The organism is Variovorax frigidus (assembly GCF_051216515.1).
Taxonomy (GTDB): Bacteria; Pseudomonadota; Gammaproteobacteria; order Burkholderiales; family Burkholderiaceae_C; genus Variovorax.
In genome coordinates, this window is record NZ_JBPJZF010000011.1 from 92,101 (window position 1) to 106,463 (window position 14,363).

15 protein-coding genes are annotated in these 14,363 nt (G+C 68.6%); 9 read left to right on the top strand and 6 right to left on the bottom strand.

What is annotated here, in order from left to right; genetic code table 11:
* Nucleotides 1-11: 11 nt before the first annotated feature.
* Both ACSFBC_RS27195 and ACSFBC_RS27200 read left to right on the top strand, forming a co-directional pair.
* Complete coding sequence (locus ACSFBC_RS27195) at nt 12-1,007, top strand: tripartite tricarboxylate transporter substrate binding protein (protein ID WP_435513450.1); 996 nt, start codon at nt 12-14, stop codon at nt 1,005-1,007.
* A 118-nt stretch (nt 1,008-1,125) separates the two neighbouring features.
* On the top strand, nt 1,126-1,728 hold the full coding sequence (locus ACSFBC_RS27200; protein ID WP_435513451.1) for a Dps family protein: 603 nt from the start codon (nt 1,126-1,128) through the stop codon (nt 1,726-1,728).
* A gap of 30 nt (nt 1,729-1,758) precedes the next feature.
* Here ACSFBC_RS27200 and ACSFBC_RS27205 read toward each other — a convergent pair whose 3' ends face one another.
* Genes ACSFBC_RS27205 through ACSFBC_RS27215 form a run of 3 tightly spaced genes read right to left on the bottom strand, consistent with a single transcriptional unit; the run spans nt 1,759 to nt 7,041 of the window.
* Nucleotides 1,759-2,418, bottom strand: a complete 660-nt coding sequence (locus ACSFBC_RS27205; protein WP_435513452.1) for a porin family protein — start codon at nt 2,416-2,418, stop codon at nt 1,759-1,761.
* Between the two features lie 28 nt (nt 2,419-2,446).
* Entirely contained in the window at nt 2,447-3,439 is a 993-nt protein-coding gene (locus tag ACSFBC_RS27210) for a response regulator transcription factor (protein WP_435513453.1), read from the bottom strand.
* A complete protein-coding gene (locus tag ACSFBC_RS27215) occupies nt 3,436-7,041 on the bottom strand; it encodes a hybrid sensor histidine kinase/response regulator (protein WP_435513454.1) in 3,606 nt (1,201 codons plus the stop codon). Before ACSFBC_RS27215 ends, ACSFBC_RS27210 begins: the two co-directional genes overlap by 4 nt.
* 75 nt (nt 7,042-7,116) lie before the next feature.
* Between ACSFBC_RS27215 and ACSFBC_RS27220 the strand changes: the two genes are divergently transcribed.
* The 4 genes from ACSFBC_RS27220 to ACSFBC_RS27235 all read left to right on the top strand — a co-directional run bounded on the left by ACSFBC_RS27220 (nt 7,117) and on the right by ACSFBC_RS27235 (nt 10,309).
* Nucleotides 7,117-7,419 carry an urease subunit gamma gene (locus ACSFBC_RS27220; RefSeq protein WP_435513455.1) on the top strand — a complete coding sequence of 101 codons (303 nt, stop codon included), beginning with the start codon at nt 7,117-7,119 and terminating at the stop codon, nt 7,417-7,419.
* Between the two features lie 42 nt (nt 7,420-7,461).
* Nucleotides 7,462-8,076, top strand: coding sequence for a HupE/UreJ family protein (locus ACSFBC_RS27225; RefSeq protein WP_435513456.1), 615 nt, complete (start codon nt 7,462-7,464; stop codon nt 8,074-8,076).
* A gap of 10 nt (nt 8,077-8,086) precedes the next feature.
* Nucleotides 8,087-8,392, top strand: coding sequence for an urease subunit beta (locus tag ACSFBC_RS27230; protein ID WP_435513457.1), 306 nt, complete (start codon nt 8,087-8,089; stop codon nt 8,390-8,392).
* Between the two features lie 141 nt (nt 8,393-8,533).
* Nucleotides 8,534-10,309, top strand: a complete 1,776-nt coding sequence (locus tag ACSFBC_RS27235; protein ID WP_435513458.1) for an urease subunit alpha — start codon at nt 8,534-8,536, stop codon at nt 10,307-10,309.
* Here the strand turns inward: ACSFBC_RS27235 and ACSFBC_RS27240 are convergent.
* Entirely contained in the window at nt 10,306-10,554 is a 249-nt protein-coding gene (locus ACSFBC_RS27240) for an AbrB/MazE/SpoVT family DNA-binding domain-containing protein (RefSeq protein WP_435513459.1), read from the bottom strand. The genes ACSFBC_RS27235 and ACSFBC_RS27240 overlap by 4 nt on opposite strands.
* A 49-nt stretch (nt 10,555-10,603) precedes the next feature.
* Here ACSFBC_RS27240 and ureE point away from each other — a divergent pair, with 49 nt between their 5' ends.
* From ureE to ureG, 3 genes are all read left to right on the top strand, one after another.
* On the top strand, nt 10,604-11,203 hold the full coding sequence (ureE, locus tag ACSFBC_RS27245; protein ID WP_435513460.1) for an urease accessory protein UreE: 600 nt from the start codon (nt 10,604-10,606) through the stop codon (nt 11,201-11,203).
* The gene (locus tag ACSFBC_RS27250; protein WP_435513461.1) at nt 11,200-11,889 is read left to right on the top strand and encodes an urease accessory protein UreF; all 690 of its coding nucleotides are present in this window, start codon (nt 11,200-11,202) and stop codon (nt 11,887-11,889) included. Before ureE ends, ACSFBC_RS27250 begins: the two co-directional genes overlap by 4 nt.
* Nucleotides 11,890-12,027: 138 nt before the next feature.
* Nucleotides 12,028-12,678: an urease accessory protein UreG gene (gene ureG, locus ACSFBC_RS27255; protein ID WP_183025335.1), complete on the top strand. Its 651-nt coding sequence runs from the start codon at nt 12,028-12,030 to the stop codon at nt 12,676-12,678.
* A gap of 333 nt (nt 12,679-13,011) precedes the next feature.
* Here the strand turns inward: ureG and ACSFBC_RS27260 are convergent, their stop codons facing one another.
* Together ACSFBC_RS27260 and ACSFBC_RS27265 are read right to left on the bottom strand one after the other, a co-directional pair.
* Nucleotides 13,012-13,539: an Rrf2 family transcriptional regulator gene (locus ACSFBC_RS27260; RefSeq protein WP_435513462.1), complete on the bottom strand. Its 528-nt coding sequence runs from the start codon at nt 13,537-13,539 to the stop codon at nt 13,012-13,014.
* Between the two features lie 60 nt (nt 13,540-13,599).
* Nucleotides 13,600-14,292 carry a Bax inhibitor-1 family protein gene (locus tag ACSFBC_RS27265; protein WP_435513463.1) on the bottom strand — a complete coding sequence of 231 codons (693 nt, stop codon included), beginning with the start codon at nt 14,290-14,292 and terminating at the stop codon, nt 13,600-13,602.
* Between the last annotated feature and the right edge of the window lie 71 nt (nt 14,293-14,363).

Below are 14,363 nucleotides of genomic sequence, written 5' to 3' on the forward strand. Positions count from 1 at the left end.
GGAGACACGCCATGACCTTCACGAAACGAACCCTGCTGCGCCTGCTGACGCCGCTGTGCCTGGGACTCACGGGCCTCATGCTCGTCGGCACCGCCAGCGCCGACGACTACCCGAGCAAGCCGGCGCGCATCATCGTGCCCTACACGCCGGGAGGCTTCAACGACACGCTGGCGCGCACCGTCGGCGATCGCCTGTCCAAGCTGTGGAAGCAGTCGGTGGTGGTGGACAATCGGCCGGGCGGCAACACGGTGCTGGGCAACAACCTGGCGGCCAAGGCACCGGCCGACGGCTACACCCTGCTGATCACGCCGCTGCCCTTCTCGGCCCTGCCCGCGCTTTACGGCGCCAAGCTGCCCTACAACGCGACGGCCGACTTCCAGCCGCTGGTGTGGGCCGGCTACACGCAGAACGCACTGGTGATCCGCCCCGACCTGCCGGGCGTGAGCAACCTCAAGGAACTGATCGACTTCGCGAAGAAGAACCCGGGCAAGCTCAACTACGGCTCGACCGGCTCGGGCTCGTCGAACCACCTGTCGATGGAGCTGTTCATGAGCATGACCGGCACCAAGATGACCCACGTGCCCTACAAGGGCAGCGCGCCCGCGGTGATGGCCATGCTCGGCGGCGAGATCGACGTGCTGTTCGACAACGTGCCCAACCTGATGCAGCAGATCAAGGCCGGCAAGCTCAAACCCATCGCGGTGACCGGTTCCGAGCGCGCCGCGCTGCTGCCCGACACGCCCACGGTGCAGGCCGCCGGGGTGCCGGGCTACGAGGTGATCGTCTGGTTCGGCATGCAGATGCCGGCCGGCGTGCCCAAGGCCGTGGTGGACCGCGCCAACAAGGACATCGTGGCGATCCTCAAGGACCCCGAGGTGGTCAAGCAGTTCCGCGACCAGGGCGTGGAGGTGGTGGCGAGCACGCCCGAGGCCTTCGGCCAGCTGCTGCAGAAGGAAATTCCCAAGTGGACCAAGGTGGTCAACGAAGCCGGCGTGAAGATCGAGTGACCGCGCGAGGCCGGCACGATGCCGGCCGATCGTCTGCACGGAAATGGCTTCGTGGCCTACGCCGCGCGGCGCGAGCGCTCGCTAAAAAGTTGTCTTTCCCTCAATCACGGAGTCAGTGATGGCCATTCAAGACAACAGCAAGACCGCCCCCGTGACCGCCAAGCAGAAGGCGGTCCAACCCGATCTGGACCAGAAGAGCCACGAGACGCAGAAGTTCGGCGAGATCGTCAAGCTGCCGAACGGCCTGTCGGAGAAGGTCTGCAAGGACAGCGTGGCGCTGCTCAACCAGTGCCTGGCCGACACGATCACGCTGCGCGACATGTACAAGAAGCACCACTGGCAAGTGGTGGGCCCGACCTTCAACCAGCTGCACCTGATGTACGACCAGCATTTCGAAGCCCAGGTGCTGCTGGTCGACATCCTGGCCGAACGCATCCAGCTGCTGGGCGGCATCGCGCTGGCCATGGCGCCGGACATCGCCGAGACCACCAAGATCCCGCGCCCCCCGCGCGGCCGCGAACCTGCCGCCGTGCAGATCCGCCGGCTGGCCGAGGCGCACGAACTCATCATCATCGAGGCCCGCAAGGCCGCCAAGAAGGTGGACGAGGCCGGCGACGATGGCAGCAACGACGTTTTCGTGAGCAACGTGCTGCGCACCAACGAACTGCAGGTGTGGTTCCTGACCGAGCATCTGGTGGCGGCGTCGCCCGTGACGTCCTGATTCGTCAGGCGATGGTGCGCGCCGCGCGCATCACTGCCGGCTGAACTCGCGGTTCAGCCCGAGCGTGAAGGTACGGAGCCGCTCGGGGCCGAGGCGCATGAAGCCCAGGTCGATGCTCGTGTCGGGCGCCACGCTGATGCGGGCGCCCACGCGCGAGGCCCACATGCCGCTCGCGCGGTTGCGCTCGGCGATCAAGGACAGCGCATCGGTCAGCGCCCACTCCAGGGCCACGCCCTTGCGGACTGTGCGCCCGCCGTCACCGGGGCTCCAGTCCGCACCGAGATTCGCGTTCACCTGCAGGTGCGGGGTGGCCATCCAGGTGACCGGCACGACGAACTGCCCCCCCGCACGGCCGCCGCGTGCGACGTCGACGGCAAGGCCGGAGGACAGCGCCGCGCTCCAACGCGCATCGGCAGCGTCGCCGAGGAAGGTCCACTTGACCTGCGGCCCCAGCACCACCGAGGTGCGCTCGCCACTGACCGCAAAGCGATCGACGTTGAAGCCCACTTCCACCGGACCCACACGACAGGCCGGCCCGAGATGCAGGTTGTTGTCGGCAGCGGTGCCATGGCCCGGACTGCGGCTCATCCACACCTCGTACTGGCAGCGGCCGGGCGCCAGCGTGCCGGCGTCGTCGACGTCGAAATGACCGCCGCCCCAGGCGCCGCCGCACGCAAGAAGGCCCAGCACCGGGGTCCACCGAAGAACGCGCACCGGTTCAGATCTCGAACTGCGGCTGCAACTCGCGCAACCGCTTGATCGCCGCGCCCGCCGCGGCGGTGCGCGTTTCCACGCCCAGCTTCACGTAGACCCGCTCCAGATGCTTCTTCACCGTGGCGGGGCTGCTGCCGACGATCTCGGCGATGTCGCGGTTGGTCTTGCCCTTGACCACCCAGTACAGCACCTCGGCCTCGCGCGCCGTCAGCTTGAGGCCGAGGCTCATCGCCTCGATCACCGAGGTGTCGGAGAGCTCGCGCATGATGATCAGCCAGTCGTCGCCGTCGTCGTCATGGCCGGTCTGCTGGTGCAGGCGCAGGCTCAAGGCGGAAGGCCCGAGCGCGATCGACAGCGCGGGCGGCTCGATCTGCCGCTGCTGTGCATCGGGCAGGTGGCGCGCGAGCCATTCGAGCACGGCCGGCGGCGCCTGCGGCGCGCTGGTGCCGCAGTAGCGCAGCAGCAGTTCGCGCGCCAGCGCGGTCTGCCAGATCACGCGGCCTTCGGGCAACCGCACGGTGATGCTGGCGTAGCCAAAGGCGTCGAGCGCATTGCGCGCCTGGCCGGCCTGCTGCGCCTCCTGCCGCGCACGGCGCGCGCCCTGCAGGTGCACGTTCATGCGCGCCAGCACTTCCTTGGGCTTGATCGGCTTGGTCACGTAGTCGACACCGCCGGCCTCGAGCGCGGCCACCAGGTGTTCGGTCTCGGTGAGCCCGGTCATGAAGACGATCGGAATGTGGGCCGTGGCCGCATCGGCCTTGAGCCGGCGCGCGACCTCGAAGCCGTCCATGCCCGGCATCATCGCGTCGAGCAGCACGATGTCGGGGCGGGCCTGCGCCGCGCGCTGCAGCGCCTGCTCGCCGCTGGTCGCGACCAGCACCGTGTAGCCGGATTCGTCGAGCGCGTCGTGCAGCACCGCGAGGTTGTCGGGCACGTCGTCGACGATCAGCACCAGGTCGCTGTTGCCGGCGAAGTCGCGCGCCTTGGGGCCGTTCATCGCGCGCCCTCCGGCTGCGGCGATGCGCCGCAGTCCATCGCGTCGAAGCGGAACTGGCGCGCCAGCGCCCTCTGGGCGGCTGTCCAGGCGGTGCACTCGGGCTGCGCGGCGTCGATCTCGTCGAGCTGGTTCATGATCCCCCGAAAATAACCCAGTCCGATGGCGTCCTGAAGTGCAAGCAGCCGTTCGGCCGCGGGTCGTACCAGCACCGGGGCCGCGGCGACCGCTGGCTCGTGCGCCTGCGCCGCGGCCGTCCATTCCAGCCCCAGCTTGCGCTCCAGCCAGTCGAGCAGCTCGCTGTGGCGCACCGGCTTGACGAAGAAGTCCTCGGGCGCAGTGCCGACGTCGTTGTCGAGCCGCTTGTCGAAGGCGTTGGCCGACACGATGGCCACGCAGCGCGGCACCAGCGCGGCATCGAACTGGCGGCTGCGGCGCAGCGTCTCCCAGCCGTCGATGCCGGGCATCGCGAGGTCGACGAACATCGCGTCGGGCCGGAAGCCGGCGGCGATCAGGTCGAGCGCATCGTGGCCGCTGGCTGCCGTGCGCAGTTCGAAGCCCAGCGGCCCAAGCACCTGCACCAGCAGCTCGCGGTCGGCCTCCTCGTTGTCGACCACCAGCACGCGCCGGCGCGCGCCGGCATAGCCGCGCCGCGGGCGCGCGGGACCGGGCAGCGGCGCGGGCCCGCGGCCCGCGGCGAGGGGCGCCGCATGCACGCGCGGCAGGAACAGCCGCACGCGAAACACCGAGCCCTGCCCCGGCGTGCTCTGTACCGACATCTCGCCGCCCATCAGGTCGGTCAGCATCTTGGCGATGGTCAGGCCCAGGCCCGCGCCCGGGGCGCCGGTGCGCGTGGCAGTGCCGCCCGCATCGCCGCGCGCGAAGGGCTCGAAGATGCGCTCGATCTCGGCGGCCGACATGCCGGGCCCGGTGTCCTCGATCTCCAATACCGCGAACTCGCGCGCATAACGCAGCCGCAGCGCGACCTCGCCGCGCGCGGTGAACTTGATCGCGTTGCCCAGCAGGTTGATCAGGATCTGGCGCACCCGGCGCTCGTCGGCCCGCACCACCTCGGGCATGTCGCCCGCGGGCTCGAAGCGAAAGGCCAGGCCCTTCTCGGACGCCTGCAGCTCGAACATGTCGGCCAGCTCGCGCATGGCCGCAGCGAAGGGCATGGGCCGCGCCTGCAGCGTGAGCTTGCCGGCCTCGATGTGGGCGATGTCCAGCGTGCCCTCGATCAGCGACAGCAGGTGCTCGCCGCCGCGCTGGATCACGGCCACCGCCTGCTGCCGGTGCGGCGGCACGGTCGCGTCCTGGCCCATCAGCTGGGCATAGCCGAGGATCGAATTGAGCGGCGTGCGCAGCTCGTGGCTGATGGCGCTGATGTAGCGGCTCTTGGCCTGGTTGGCATGGTCGGCCTGCTCGCGCGCATCGTCGGCGCTCTGCTTGGCGGCCTGGAGCGCGCGGTCGGTTTCCTTGTGGCGCTCGATCTCGTGCATCAGCAGGTGGGTCTGGCGGTTCGACTCCTCCTGCGCCACCTTGCGGCTCTGGTGCGCCAGCACCAGCCACCAGGCCACGATGCCGGCGATCAGCAGCAGCGCCATGTAGCTCTTGAGGAAGCCGGAGCGCAGCGAAGCCTGCTGCGCCTTGAGGATCGCCGTGGCCGCCTCGCCGGGCGGCAGCATGCCCAGCGCACTTTCGCCCAGCGCGCGCAGCTCCTGCTGGTACAGCACGCCGAACACCGTGGCCAGCAGCGGCACGATGATCAGCGTGAGCAGCAGGAAATGGCCGAGGCCGGTGTCGAGGTAGGGCCAGACGCGCCGCGGCAGCAGCCAGCGCAGCGCCCCCGACCACTGCGTCGACAGGCTCGCGTGCGGCTTGCAGAGGTCGCCGCAGCGCGCATCGAGCGTGCAGCACAGCGAGCAGATCGCGCCCTGGTAGGCCGGGCAGTGCGCCATGTCGGGCGCTTCGTATTCGCGCTCGCAGATCACGCAGCGCTGGGTACGCAGCCGCTGGTACGCGTTGTCGGCCGCGGCGGCCGGAGAGGTCTCGACGCGGGCCCAGCGCACCTGCGTGCGGGCCTCCTGCACCGGTCCGCGCGCGAGGTAGTAGCGGCCCTGCGTGGCCCAGGCGATCAGCGGCGCCGCGACCAGCGCCGTGCCCATCGCGATCACGGCCGAGAAGGCCTGCGCCAGCGGACCGAAGGCGCCCAGGTGCGCGGCGATCGACAGCGCCGAGGCCAGCGCCATCGCGCCCACACCGACGGGGTTGATGTCCCAGAGGTGCGCGCGCTTGAACTCGATGCCCGGCGGCGACAGGCCCAGCGGCTTGTTGATGACCAGGTCGGCCACCACCGCCATCATCCAGGCGATGGCGATGTTGGCGTAGAGGCCCAGCACGTCGCCCAGCGCCTCGAACACGTTCATCTCCATCAGCATGAAGGCGATCAGCGCGTTGAACACCACCCACACCACGCGGCCCGGATGGCTGTGCGTGACGCGCGAGAAGAAGTTGCTCCAGGCCAGCGAGCCCGCGTAGGCGTTGGTGACGTTGATCTTGAGCTGCGACACCACCACGAACAGCGCGGTCGCGGCCACGGCCCAGCCGTAGTTCGGAAACACGTACTCGAAGGCCGCGAGGTACATCTGGTTGGGATCGACCGCGCGCTCGGGCGGCACCATGTGTCCGATGGCCAGGTACGCCAGCATCATGCCGCCGAGCATCTTGAGCACGCCCATCACGACCCAGCCCGGCCCGCCCATCAGCACACCGCCCCACCAGCGGCCGCGGTTGGCCGCGGTGCGCACGGGCATGAAGCGCAGGTAGTCGGCCTGCTCGCCCAGTTGCGTGATCAGCGCGATGCCCACCGTGAGCGCGGCACCGAACAGGTGCAGATCGAAGCCGCCCGCGCGGCCGGCAGCGCCGTTGTAGTGCGTCAGCCCTGAAAACGCACCAGGGTCGCGCACGATCACATAGGCGAAGGGCACGACCAGCATCAGCAGCCAGAGCGGTTGGGTCCAGACCTGGAGCCGGCTGATGGCCGACACGCCGTGGGTCACCAGCGGGATCACGACCAGCGCGCACACCAGGTAGCCCCAGGCCGGCGGGATGCCCAGCGCCAGCTCGAGCGCATAGGCCATCACGGCCGCCTCGAGCGCGAAGAAGATGAAGGTGAAGGAGGCGTAGATCAGCGAGGTGAGCGTCGAGCCGATGTAGCCGAAGCCCGCGCCGCGCGTGAGCAGGTCCATGTCGACGCCGTAGCGCGCGGCATACACGCTGATCGGCAGGCCGGCCAGGAAGATGATCAGCCCGGTGGCCAGCACCGCCCAGAAGGCGTTGAGGAAGCCGTACTGCACCAGCAGCGTGGCCCCGACCGCCTCCAGGATCAGGAAGGAGGCGGCGCCGCCGAAGGCCGTGTTCGCGACCCGCCATTCGGACATCTTGCGAAAGCGCTGCGGCGTGTAGCGCAGCGCATAGTCCTCGAGCGTCTCGCTGGCCACCCAGCTGTTGTAGTCGCGCCGGACCTTGACGATGCGCTGCGGCGCGTCGTCGGGCGGGGGTGGCGTCGGGGGCGGGGTGGCGTCGATCACACCTTTTCGGTGCATCTTCCGTGCCACGGCACGACTGTTGCATATTGTGGATCGACGCCCCTCCTGTCCCCCACGCCCCTCTCTCTCCCCATGGAACTCACTCCGCGCGAAAAAGACAAGCTGCTGATCTTCACGGCCGCACTGCTCGCCGAGCGCCGCCAGGCCCGCGGGCTCAAGCTCAACTACCCCGAGGCCATCGCGCTGATCTCGGCCGCGGTCATGGAAGGCGCGCGCGACGGCAAGAGCGTGGCCGCGCTGATGAGCGAAGGCCGCAGCGTGCTCACGCGCGCCGACGTGATGGACGGCGTGGCCGAGATGATTCCGGACATCCAGGTCGAGGCCACCTTCCCCGACGGCACCAAGCTGGTCACGGTGCACCAGCCGATCGTCTGACCCCTCTTTTCTTCTTTCTCATTTCCGAGCGGAGACCTTCCCATGCGCCTGACGCGTTCTTCATCCCTCCCTTCCCTCGCCGTTGCCGCGCTCGGCCTGCTGCCGCTGCTGGCCTCGGCCCACGTCGGCGTCGACGGCGCGGCGCACCACGACATCGGTTTCGTGCAGGGCTTCGTGCACCCGTTCACCGGCCTGGACCACCTGGCTGCGATGGTCGCGGTCGGCCTCTGGAGCGCGCTGATCGCCCGCACCGGACGCGACCTGCTCTGGGCACCCCTGGGCTTCGCCGGCATGCTGCTGGCCGGCGCGTTGGCCGGTCTCGCGGGCGTTCAGGTGCCGGCGGTCGAGCCGATGATCGCGGCCTCGCTGCTGGTGATCGGCCTGCTGGTGGCCACACGGCTCCGGCTGCCCGGGCCGGTGGCCGCGGCCGTGGTCGGCGTGTTCGCGGTGTTCCACGGCGTGGCCCACGGCTATGAGCTCGCAGGCGGCCACGGCGCCGGCTTCGCGATCGCCGGCATGGTGCTGGCCACCGCGCTGCTGCACACGGCCGGCATCGCCATCGGCTGGACCCTGCGCCAGCGCGGCGCCTGGCTGCTACGCGTGGCCGGTGCGGCCGTCGCGCTGTTCGGTGCCGCGCTGCTCGCGCAACTGGCCTGAGGCCCGGCCCATGATCCCCGGCGAACTCTTCACCGACGAGGGCGAGCATGTGCTCAACCCCGGCCGGCGCACGCTCACGATGGTGGTGCAGAACACCGCCGACCGGCCGATCCAGGTCGGCTCGCACTACCACTTCGCCGAAGTCAACGGCGCGCTGGGCTTCGACCGCGAAGCCGCGCGCGGCATGCGCCTGAACATCGCCTCGGGCACGGCCGTGCGCTTCGAGCCCGGCCAGCAACGCACGGTCGAACTCTGCGATCTCGCGGGCGACCGCATCGTCTACGGCTTTCGCGGCCTGGTTCAAGGGAAGCTGTAATGGAACAAGCCAGTGATGTCTTGACGCGCGGACACCTTCGCGAAACACCGCGGAACCGGCTCCGCCGGGCCGCTGGTGTTGCCCCCGGCGAGGGGGTTGGCGAAGCGACACGAAGTGCGCGAAGACTGGGGGAGTGCTGATATGGCGACGATCGGAAGACGCGCCTACGCCGAAATCTTCGGCCCCACCGTGGGCGACCGCGTGCGCCTGGCCGACACCGACATCGTGATCGAGGTCGAGGCCGACTACACGCTGCGCGCGGGCGGCTACGGCGAAGAGGTGAAGTTCGGCGGCGGCAAGACGATCCGCGACGGCATGGCGCAATCGCAGCGCATGCGCTCCGAAGGGGCGGTCGACACCGTGATGACCAACGCGCTGATCCTCGACCACTGGGGCGTCGTCAAGGCCGACATCGGCTTGAAGGGCGGGCGCATCGTCGCGATCGGCAAGGCCGGCAATCCCGATGTGCAGCCGGGCGTCGACATCGTCATCGGCCCGGGCACCGAAGTGATCAGCTGCGAAGGCAACATCGTCACCGCGGGCGGCATCGACAGCCACATCCACTTCATCTGCCCACAGCAGATCGAGGAAGCGCTGAGCTCCGGCGTGACGACCATGCTCGGCGGCGGCACCGGCCCGGCCACCGGCACCTTCGCCACCACCGCCACGCCCGGCCCCTGGCACATCGAGCGCATGCTGCAGGCGGCCGATGCGTTTCCGATGAACCTGGGCTTTCTCGGCAAGGGCAACGCCAGCCTGCCGGCCGCACTGCACGAGCAGATCGACGCGGGCGTGATCGGCCTCAAGCTGCACGAGGACTGGGGCACCACGCCCGCGGCCATCAGCAATTGCCTGGACGTGGCCGACGCCACCGACACGCAGGTGGCGATCCACTCCGACACCCTGAACGAATCGGGCTTCGTCGAGAACACCATCGCAGCCGTGAAGGGCCGCGGCATCTGTGCCTTCCACACCGAGGGCGCGGGCGGCGGCCATGCGCCCGACATCCTGCGCGTGGTGGGCGAGGACAACTTCCTGCCCTCGTCGACCAACCCGACCATGCCCTACACGGTCAACACGCTCGACGAGCACGTCGACATGCTGATGGTGTGCCACCACCTCGATGCGGGCATCGCCGAGGACCTGGCCTTCGCCGAATCGCGCATCCGCAAGGAGACCATCGCGGCCGAGGACATCCTGCACGACCTGGGCGCGATCAGCATGTTCAGCTCCGACAGCCAGGCCATGGGCCGGGTGGGCGAAGTGATCATCCGCACCTGGCAGACGGCGCACAAGATGAAGCAGCAGCGCGGCTGGTTGGCGCCCTCACCCGCAGCCCCTCTCCCTGGGGGGGAGAGCGGAGCGTTCGGTCCTGCTGCGCAGGAGAGTTCCCGGAACGACAACTTCCGCGCCCGCCGCTACATCGCCAAGTACACGATCAACCCGGCGCTCGCGCACGGCATCGCGCACGAGGTCGGCAGCATCGAGGTCGGCAAGTGGGCCGACCTGGTGGTGTGGAAGCCGGCCTTCTTCGGCGTCAAGCCCTTCACCATCATCAAGGGCGGCACCATCGCCATGGCCGCGATGGGCGACCCGAGCGCCTCGATCCCGACGCCGCAGCCGGTGCACTACCGGCCGATGTTCGGCGCCTATGGCCGCTCGCTGCACAAGAGCTCGCTCACCTTCGTTTCGCAGGCCGGGCTCGCGGCCGGCATCGGCGAACGCTTCGGCCTGCAGAAGACGCTCTGCGCGGTGAAGAACGTGCGCGGCGTGCGCAAGCAGCACATGGTGCACAACAGCTACACGCCGAAGATGGAGATCGATGCGCAGACCTATGCGGTGCGCGCCGACGGCCAGCTGCTGGTGTGCGAGCCGGCGACTTCGCTGCCGATGACGCAGCGGTATTTTCTGTTCTAGCGGGTTGGTTTTTCGTCGGTTTGAGCCAAGGCACGAAGCACGTCTGCACGTTCGCGCATGACCCTTCTTCCAACCTCCAGTTGGGGCAGGGTCTTCTCGCACAAGATCGACAATGAGATACCTTGGTCCGTCTGAACTGCAAGGACTTCGTCGCCAGCCTTCCATCCCAGGCGCTTGACGAGCGTCTCGGGTAAGGTCACGCCCAGATCGCCGCTTGCGAACTCTACGATTTGCAATGCTGTCATGCGTCCTCCCGCCGTTTGGTGACTTCACCGTCGATCGCCTTTTAACACCATGCTCAACGCCAACAAACTCATGCCCCAGGGCGGCGGTCTCGCCGCCGTGCTGCTCAAGCGCGCCGCCACCATCGAACTCGACTGGGACGTGCGCCAGAAGAGCCGTTTCGACACCGTCGATTCGCAGGGCCGCCGCATCGGCGTGTTCCTGCCGCGCGGCACGGCGGTGCGCGGGGGTGACGTGCTGGTGGCGGAAGACGGGTCGCTGATCAAGGTGGTCGCCGCGCCGCAAGCGGTGCTGGTCATCACGCACTGCGCGCAGCACGGCACGCCCTTCGACCTGACCCGCGCGGCCTACCACCTGGGCAACCGGCATGTGCCGATCGAGCTGCAGCCCGACCATCTCAAGATCGAGCCCGACCATGTGCTGGCCGCGATGCTGCGCTCGATGCACCTGATCGTGCGCGAAGCCGAGGAGGCCTTCGAACCCGAGGGCGGCGCCTATGGGTCGCACGGCGGCGCGCATGGCGGCAGCCATGACCATGGTCATGCCCACGGCAAGGCGCCGGTGGGCCCGGTGCTGCATCCGGACGCCTATGCGGGCGGGCACGACCATGGCCACTCGCACGGCCACGATCACGACCACGCGCACGGATGACCGACACCGCGGGCGCGATGTCCGCCGCCAGCCTCCTGCAGCTGATCTGGCTGGCCTCGCCGGCCCTGCCGATCGGCGGCTTCTCGTATTCCGAGGGGCTGGAAGCGGGTGTGGAATGGGCCGGACTCGACAGCGAGGCACGCGCCTCCGACTGGATCGTCGACCAGTTGCACCTCGGCCTCGCGCGCGGCGACCTGCCGGTGGTCGCGCAGGCTATCGCGGCCTGGCGCGACGCCGACGGGGCGCGCATCGCGGCGCTCAATGCCTGGGTGCTGCAGACGCGCGAGTCGACCGAGTTCCTGCTGCAGACCGAGCAGATGGGCCGCTCCTTCGTCGAATGGCTCAAGCTGCACCACGGCGACGTGGCCGCGCAGTTCGAGGGCCTGGCGATCACCTACCCTGTCGCGTTCGCGTTCGCGGCGGCACGCACGCAGGCCAGCCTGCGCGACGGCTGCCTGGCCTTCGCCTTCGGCTGGGCCGAGAACATGATCGGCGCGGCCGTGAAATCGGTGCCGCTGGGCCAGAGCGCGGGCCAGCGCATGCTGGGGCGGCTGGCACAGGAGATTCCCACTGCGGTCGACCATGCCATCGCGCTCGACGACGATGCGCGCCAGGCTTTTTCGCCGATGCTGGCCATCTATTCCGCCCGCCACGAAAACCAATACTCCCGCCTTTTCAGGTCATGACGCCCACCCCCAGTCTTCGCGCACTTCGTGTCGCTTCGCCAACCCCCTTCGAGGGGGCGACACCAGCAGACCGGCAAAGCCGGCTCTGCGGTGTTCCCCGCACTGACAGCGCCTTGCGAGGCGCCAAGGAAAACTGAGATGTCCTCCGCCCTTCATCACATCGCCCACCGCACCAAGAAACTGCCGCCACTGCGCGTGGGCATCGGCGGCCCGGTCGGCTCCGGCAAGACCACGCTGCTCGAGATGCTCTGCAAGGCGATGCGCGACAAGTACGACCTGATCGCGATCACCAACGACATCTACACCAAGGAAGACCAGCGCCTGCTGACGGTGTCGGGCGCGCTGCCGGCCGAACGCATCATGGGCGTGGAAACGGGCGGCTGCCCGCACACCGCGATCCGCGAAGACGCCTCGATCAACCTCGAGGCCATCGACCGCATGCTGGCCGATTTTCCCGATGCCGACGTGGTCTTCGTGGAGAGCGGCGGCGACAACCTGGCCGCGACCTTCAGCCCCGAGCTCAGCGACCTCACGATCTACGTGATCGACGTCGCGGCCGGCGAGAAGATCCCGCGCAAGGGCGGACCCGGCATCACCAAGAGCGACCTGTTCGTGATCAACAAGACCGACCTCGCGCCCTACGTGGGCGCCGACCTGGGTGTGATGGAGGCCGACACGCAGCGCATGCGCAAACAGCGGCCCTATGTGATGACCAACCTCAAGACCCACACCGGCGTGGCCGAGGTGGTGGCGTTCATCGAGGAACGCGGCATGCTGAACGAAGGCTGAGGCAGCGCCTTCAGAGTTCGCTCGCGTTCTTGCGCACGCGCGTCTTGTAGACCAGCCGCACGGTGGCGTGCCCGGCGTCACGCCCAACGGCTTCACCGAGACGCAGACCCGCTTCATGCCGCCGGTGTCGGCGATCGAGCGCATCCGCGGCCCGATGTCCACGCTCTATGGTTCCGACGCGATGGGCGGCGTGATCAACATCATCACGCGCAAGGTCGGCAAGCGCCTATGGCAGCCCGTACCTCCACAAAGACGAAGGCCGCCGACTGTGGGTGTCGGCGACCTGCGAGTTCTAGGAAAAGAGGGTGCGGGGCTTCGGCCCCGCAGGCACCATCAGCTGGCGATGCCGAAGCGCGCCAGCTCGAACACCGAGTTGGGCGCGTTGGGGCGCGACGGCTTGACCACCGCGCGCACCGGCTCCGGCCGCTTGAGCGGCTCGGTGTGCAACTGCACGCCCAGCGCGATCTGGTCGTCGACCAGTTTCTGCAGGTGGACCGAGTCGAGGAATTCCACCACCTTGCGGCTCAACGAATCCCACAGTTCCGGCGTGGCGCAACGCTGCACGTCGTCGCCTTGCGCGGCGGCCGCGCGGCTCTCGACCGAAGGGCCGTCCACCGCAAACAGGATGTCGGCGACGGTGATCGACGACGCCTCGCGGCCCAGGCCATAGCCACCGCCCGGACCGCGGGTGGACGCCACCAGGCCGTGCCGGCGCAGGTCGGCGAACATCTGCTCCAGGTACGACAGCGAAATGCGCTGCCGGCGGCTGAGCACGGCCAGCGAAATGGGGCCGACCTTGCGGTGCAGTGCCACGTCGATCATGGCGACGACGGCGAGACGTCCTTTGGTGCTGAGGCGCATGGTGTTCTCCTAGGAATAGTTGTCGTGGTTCTGTTCAATGAACTTGAATCGTTGGAACGTTCACTCGTCGCGACCGCCGGCCAGGCCGAGCAGGGCCAGCAGCGACTGGAAGACGTTGTAGATGCTGAGGTAGACGCCCAGCGTGGCCGAGATGTAGTTGGTCTCGTAGCCGTCCTTCACGCGCTTGAGGTCGTGCAGGATGAAGGCCGAGAAGATGCCGATGGCGAGCACCGACAGCGTGATCATCAGCGCGCTCGACTGGATGAAGAAGTTCGCGATGCCGGCCACCAGCAGCAGGATCACGCCGATGAAGAGCCACTTGCCCATCGACGAGAGGTCGCGCTGGATCACCGACGACAGCGTCGCCATGCCCAGGAAGACCGCGCCGGTGCCGGCAAAGGCCGTCATCACCAGGCTCGCGCCGTTCGACAGGCCCAGCACCGTGCCGACCAGGCGCGACAGCATCAGGCCCATGAAGAAAGTGAAGGCCAGCAACACCGGCACACCGGCTGCCGAGTTCTTGGTCTTCTCGATGGCGAACATGAAGCCGAAAGCGCCGCCCAGGAAGACGATCATGCCGATGCCCGGGGACATGGCGCGCGTGATGCCGGTGGCCACGCCCAGCCAGGCGCCCAGCACCGTGGGCACCATCGACAGGGCCAGCAGCCAGTAGGTGTTGCGCAGCACCTGGTTGCGTTGCGCGGGAGTGGCCAGTGCGCCGGAAGCGCCGTAGCGGGGAAGTGTTTCGTTCATGGATGTCCTTGTTGAAAGCACGCGGGCGAAAAAGGGGGAAGCGTTGCTTTGCACTCTAGGGCGATCGAGCC

What these genes read in the sequence shown, in the direction of transcription:
- ACSFBC_RS27200 (WP_435513451.1), top strand. Translation starts at nt 1,126, where the DNA reads ATGGCCATTCAAGACAACAGCAAGACCGCCCCCGTGACCGCCAAGCAG.
- ureG (WP_183025335.1), top strand. Translation starts at nt 12,028, where the DNA reads ATGTCCTCCGCCCTTCATCACATCGCCCACCGCACCAAGAAACTGCCG.
- ureE (WP_435513460.1), top strand. Translation starts at nt 10,604, where the DNA reads ATGCTCAACGCCAACAAACTCATGCCCCAGGGCGGCGGTCTCGCCGCC.
- ACSFBC_RS27220 (WP_435513455.1), top strand. Translation starts at nt 7,117, where the DNA reads ATGGAACTCACTCCGCGCGAAAAAGACAAGCTGCTGATCTTCACGGCC.
- ACSFBC_RS27250 (WP_435513461.1), top strand. Translation starts at nt 11,200, where the DNA reads ATGACCGACACCGCGGGCGCGATGTCCGCCGCCAGCCTCCTGCAGCTG.
- ACSFBC_RS27260 (WP_435513462.1), bottom strand. Translation starts at nt 13,539, where the DNA reads ATGCGCCTCAGCACCAAAGGACGTCTCGCCGTCGTCGCCATGATCGAC.
- ACSFBC_RS27225 (WP_435513456.1), top strand. Translation starts at nt 7,462, where the DNA reads ATGCGCCTGACGCGTTCTTCATCCCTCCCTTCCCTCGCCGTTGCCGCG.
- ACSFBC_RS27195 (WP_435513450.1), top strand. Translation starts at nt 12, where the DNA reads ATGACCTTCACGAAACGAACCCTGCTGCGCCTGCTGACGCCGCTGTGC.
- ACSFBC_RS27215 (WP_435513454.1), bottom strand. Translation starts at nt 7,041, where the DNA reads ATGCACCGAAAAGGTGTGATCGACGCCACCCCGCCCCCGACGCCACCC.
- ACSFBC_RS27235 (WP_435513458.1), top strand. Translation starts at nt 8,534, where the DNA reads ATGGCGACGATCGGAAGACGCGCCTACGCCGAAATCTTCGGCCCCACC.
- ACSFBC_RS27230 (WP_435513457.1), top strand. Translation starts at nt 8,087, where the DNA reads ATGATCCCCGGCGAACTCTTCACCGACGAGGGCGAGCATGTGCTCAAC.
- ACSFBC_RS27240 (WP_435513459.1), bottom strand. Translation starts at nt 10,554, where the DNA reads ATGACAGCATTGCAAATCGTAGAGTTCGCAAGCGGCGATCTGGGCGTG.
- ACSFBC_RS27265 (WP_435513463.1), bottom strand. Translation starts at nt 14,292, where the DNA reads ATGAACGAAACACTTCCCCGCTACGGCGCTTCCGGCGCACTGGCCACT.
- ACSFBC_RS27210 (WP_435513453.1), bottom strand. Translation starts at nt 3,439, where the DNA reads ATGAACGGCCCCAAGGCGCGCGACTTCGCCGGCAACAGCGACCTGGTG.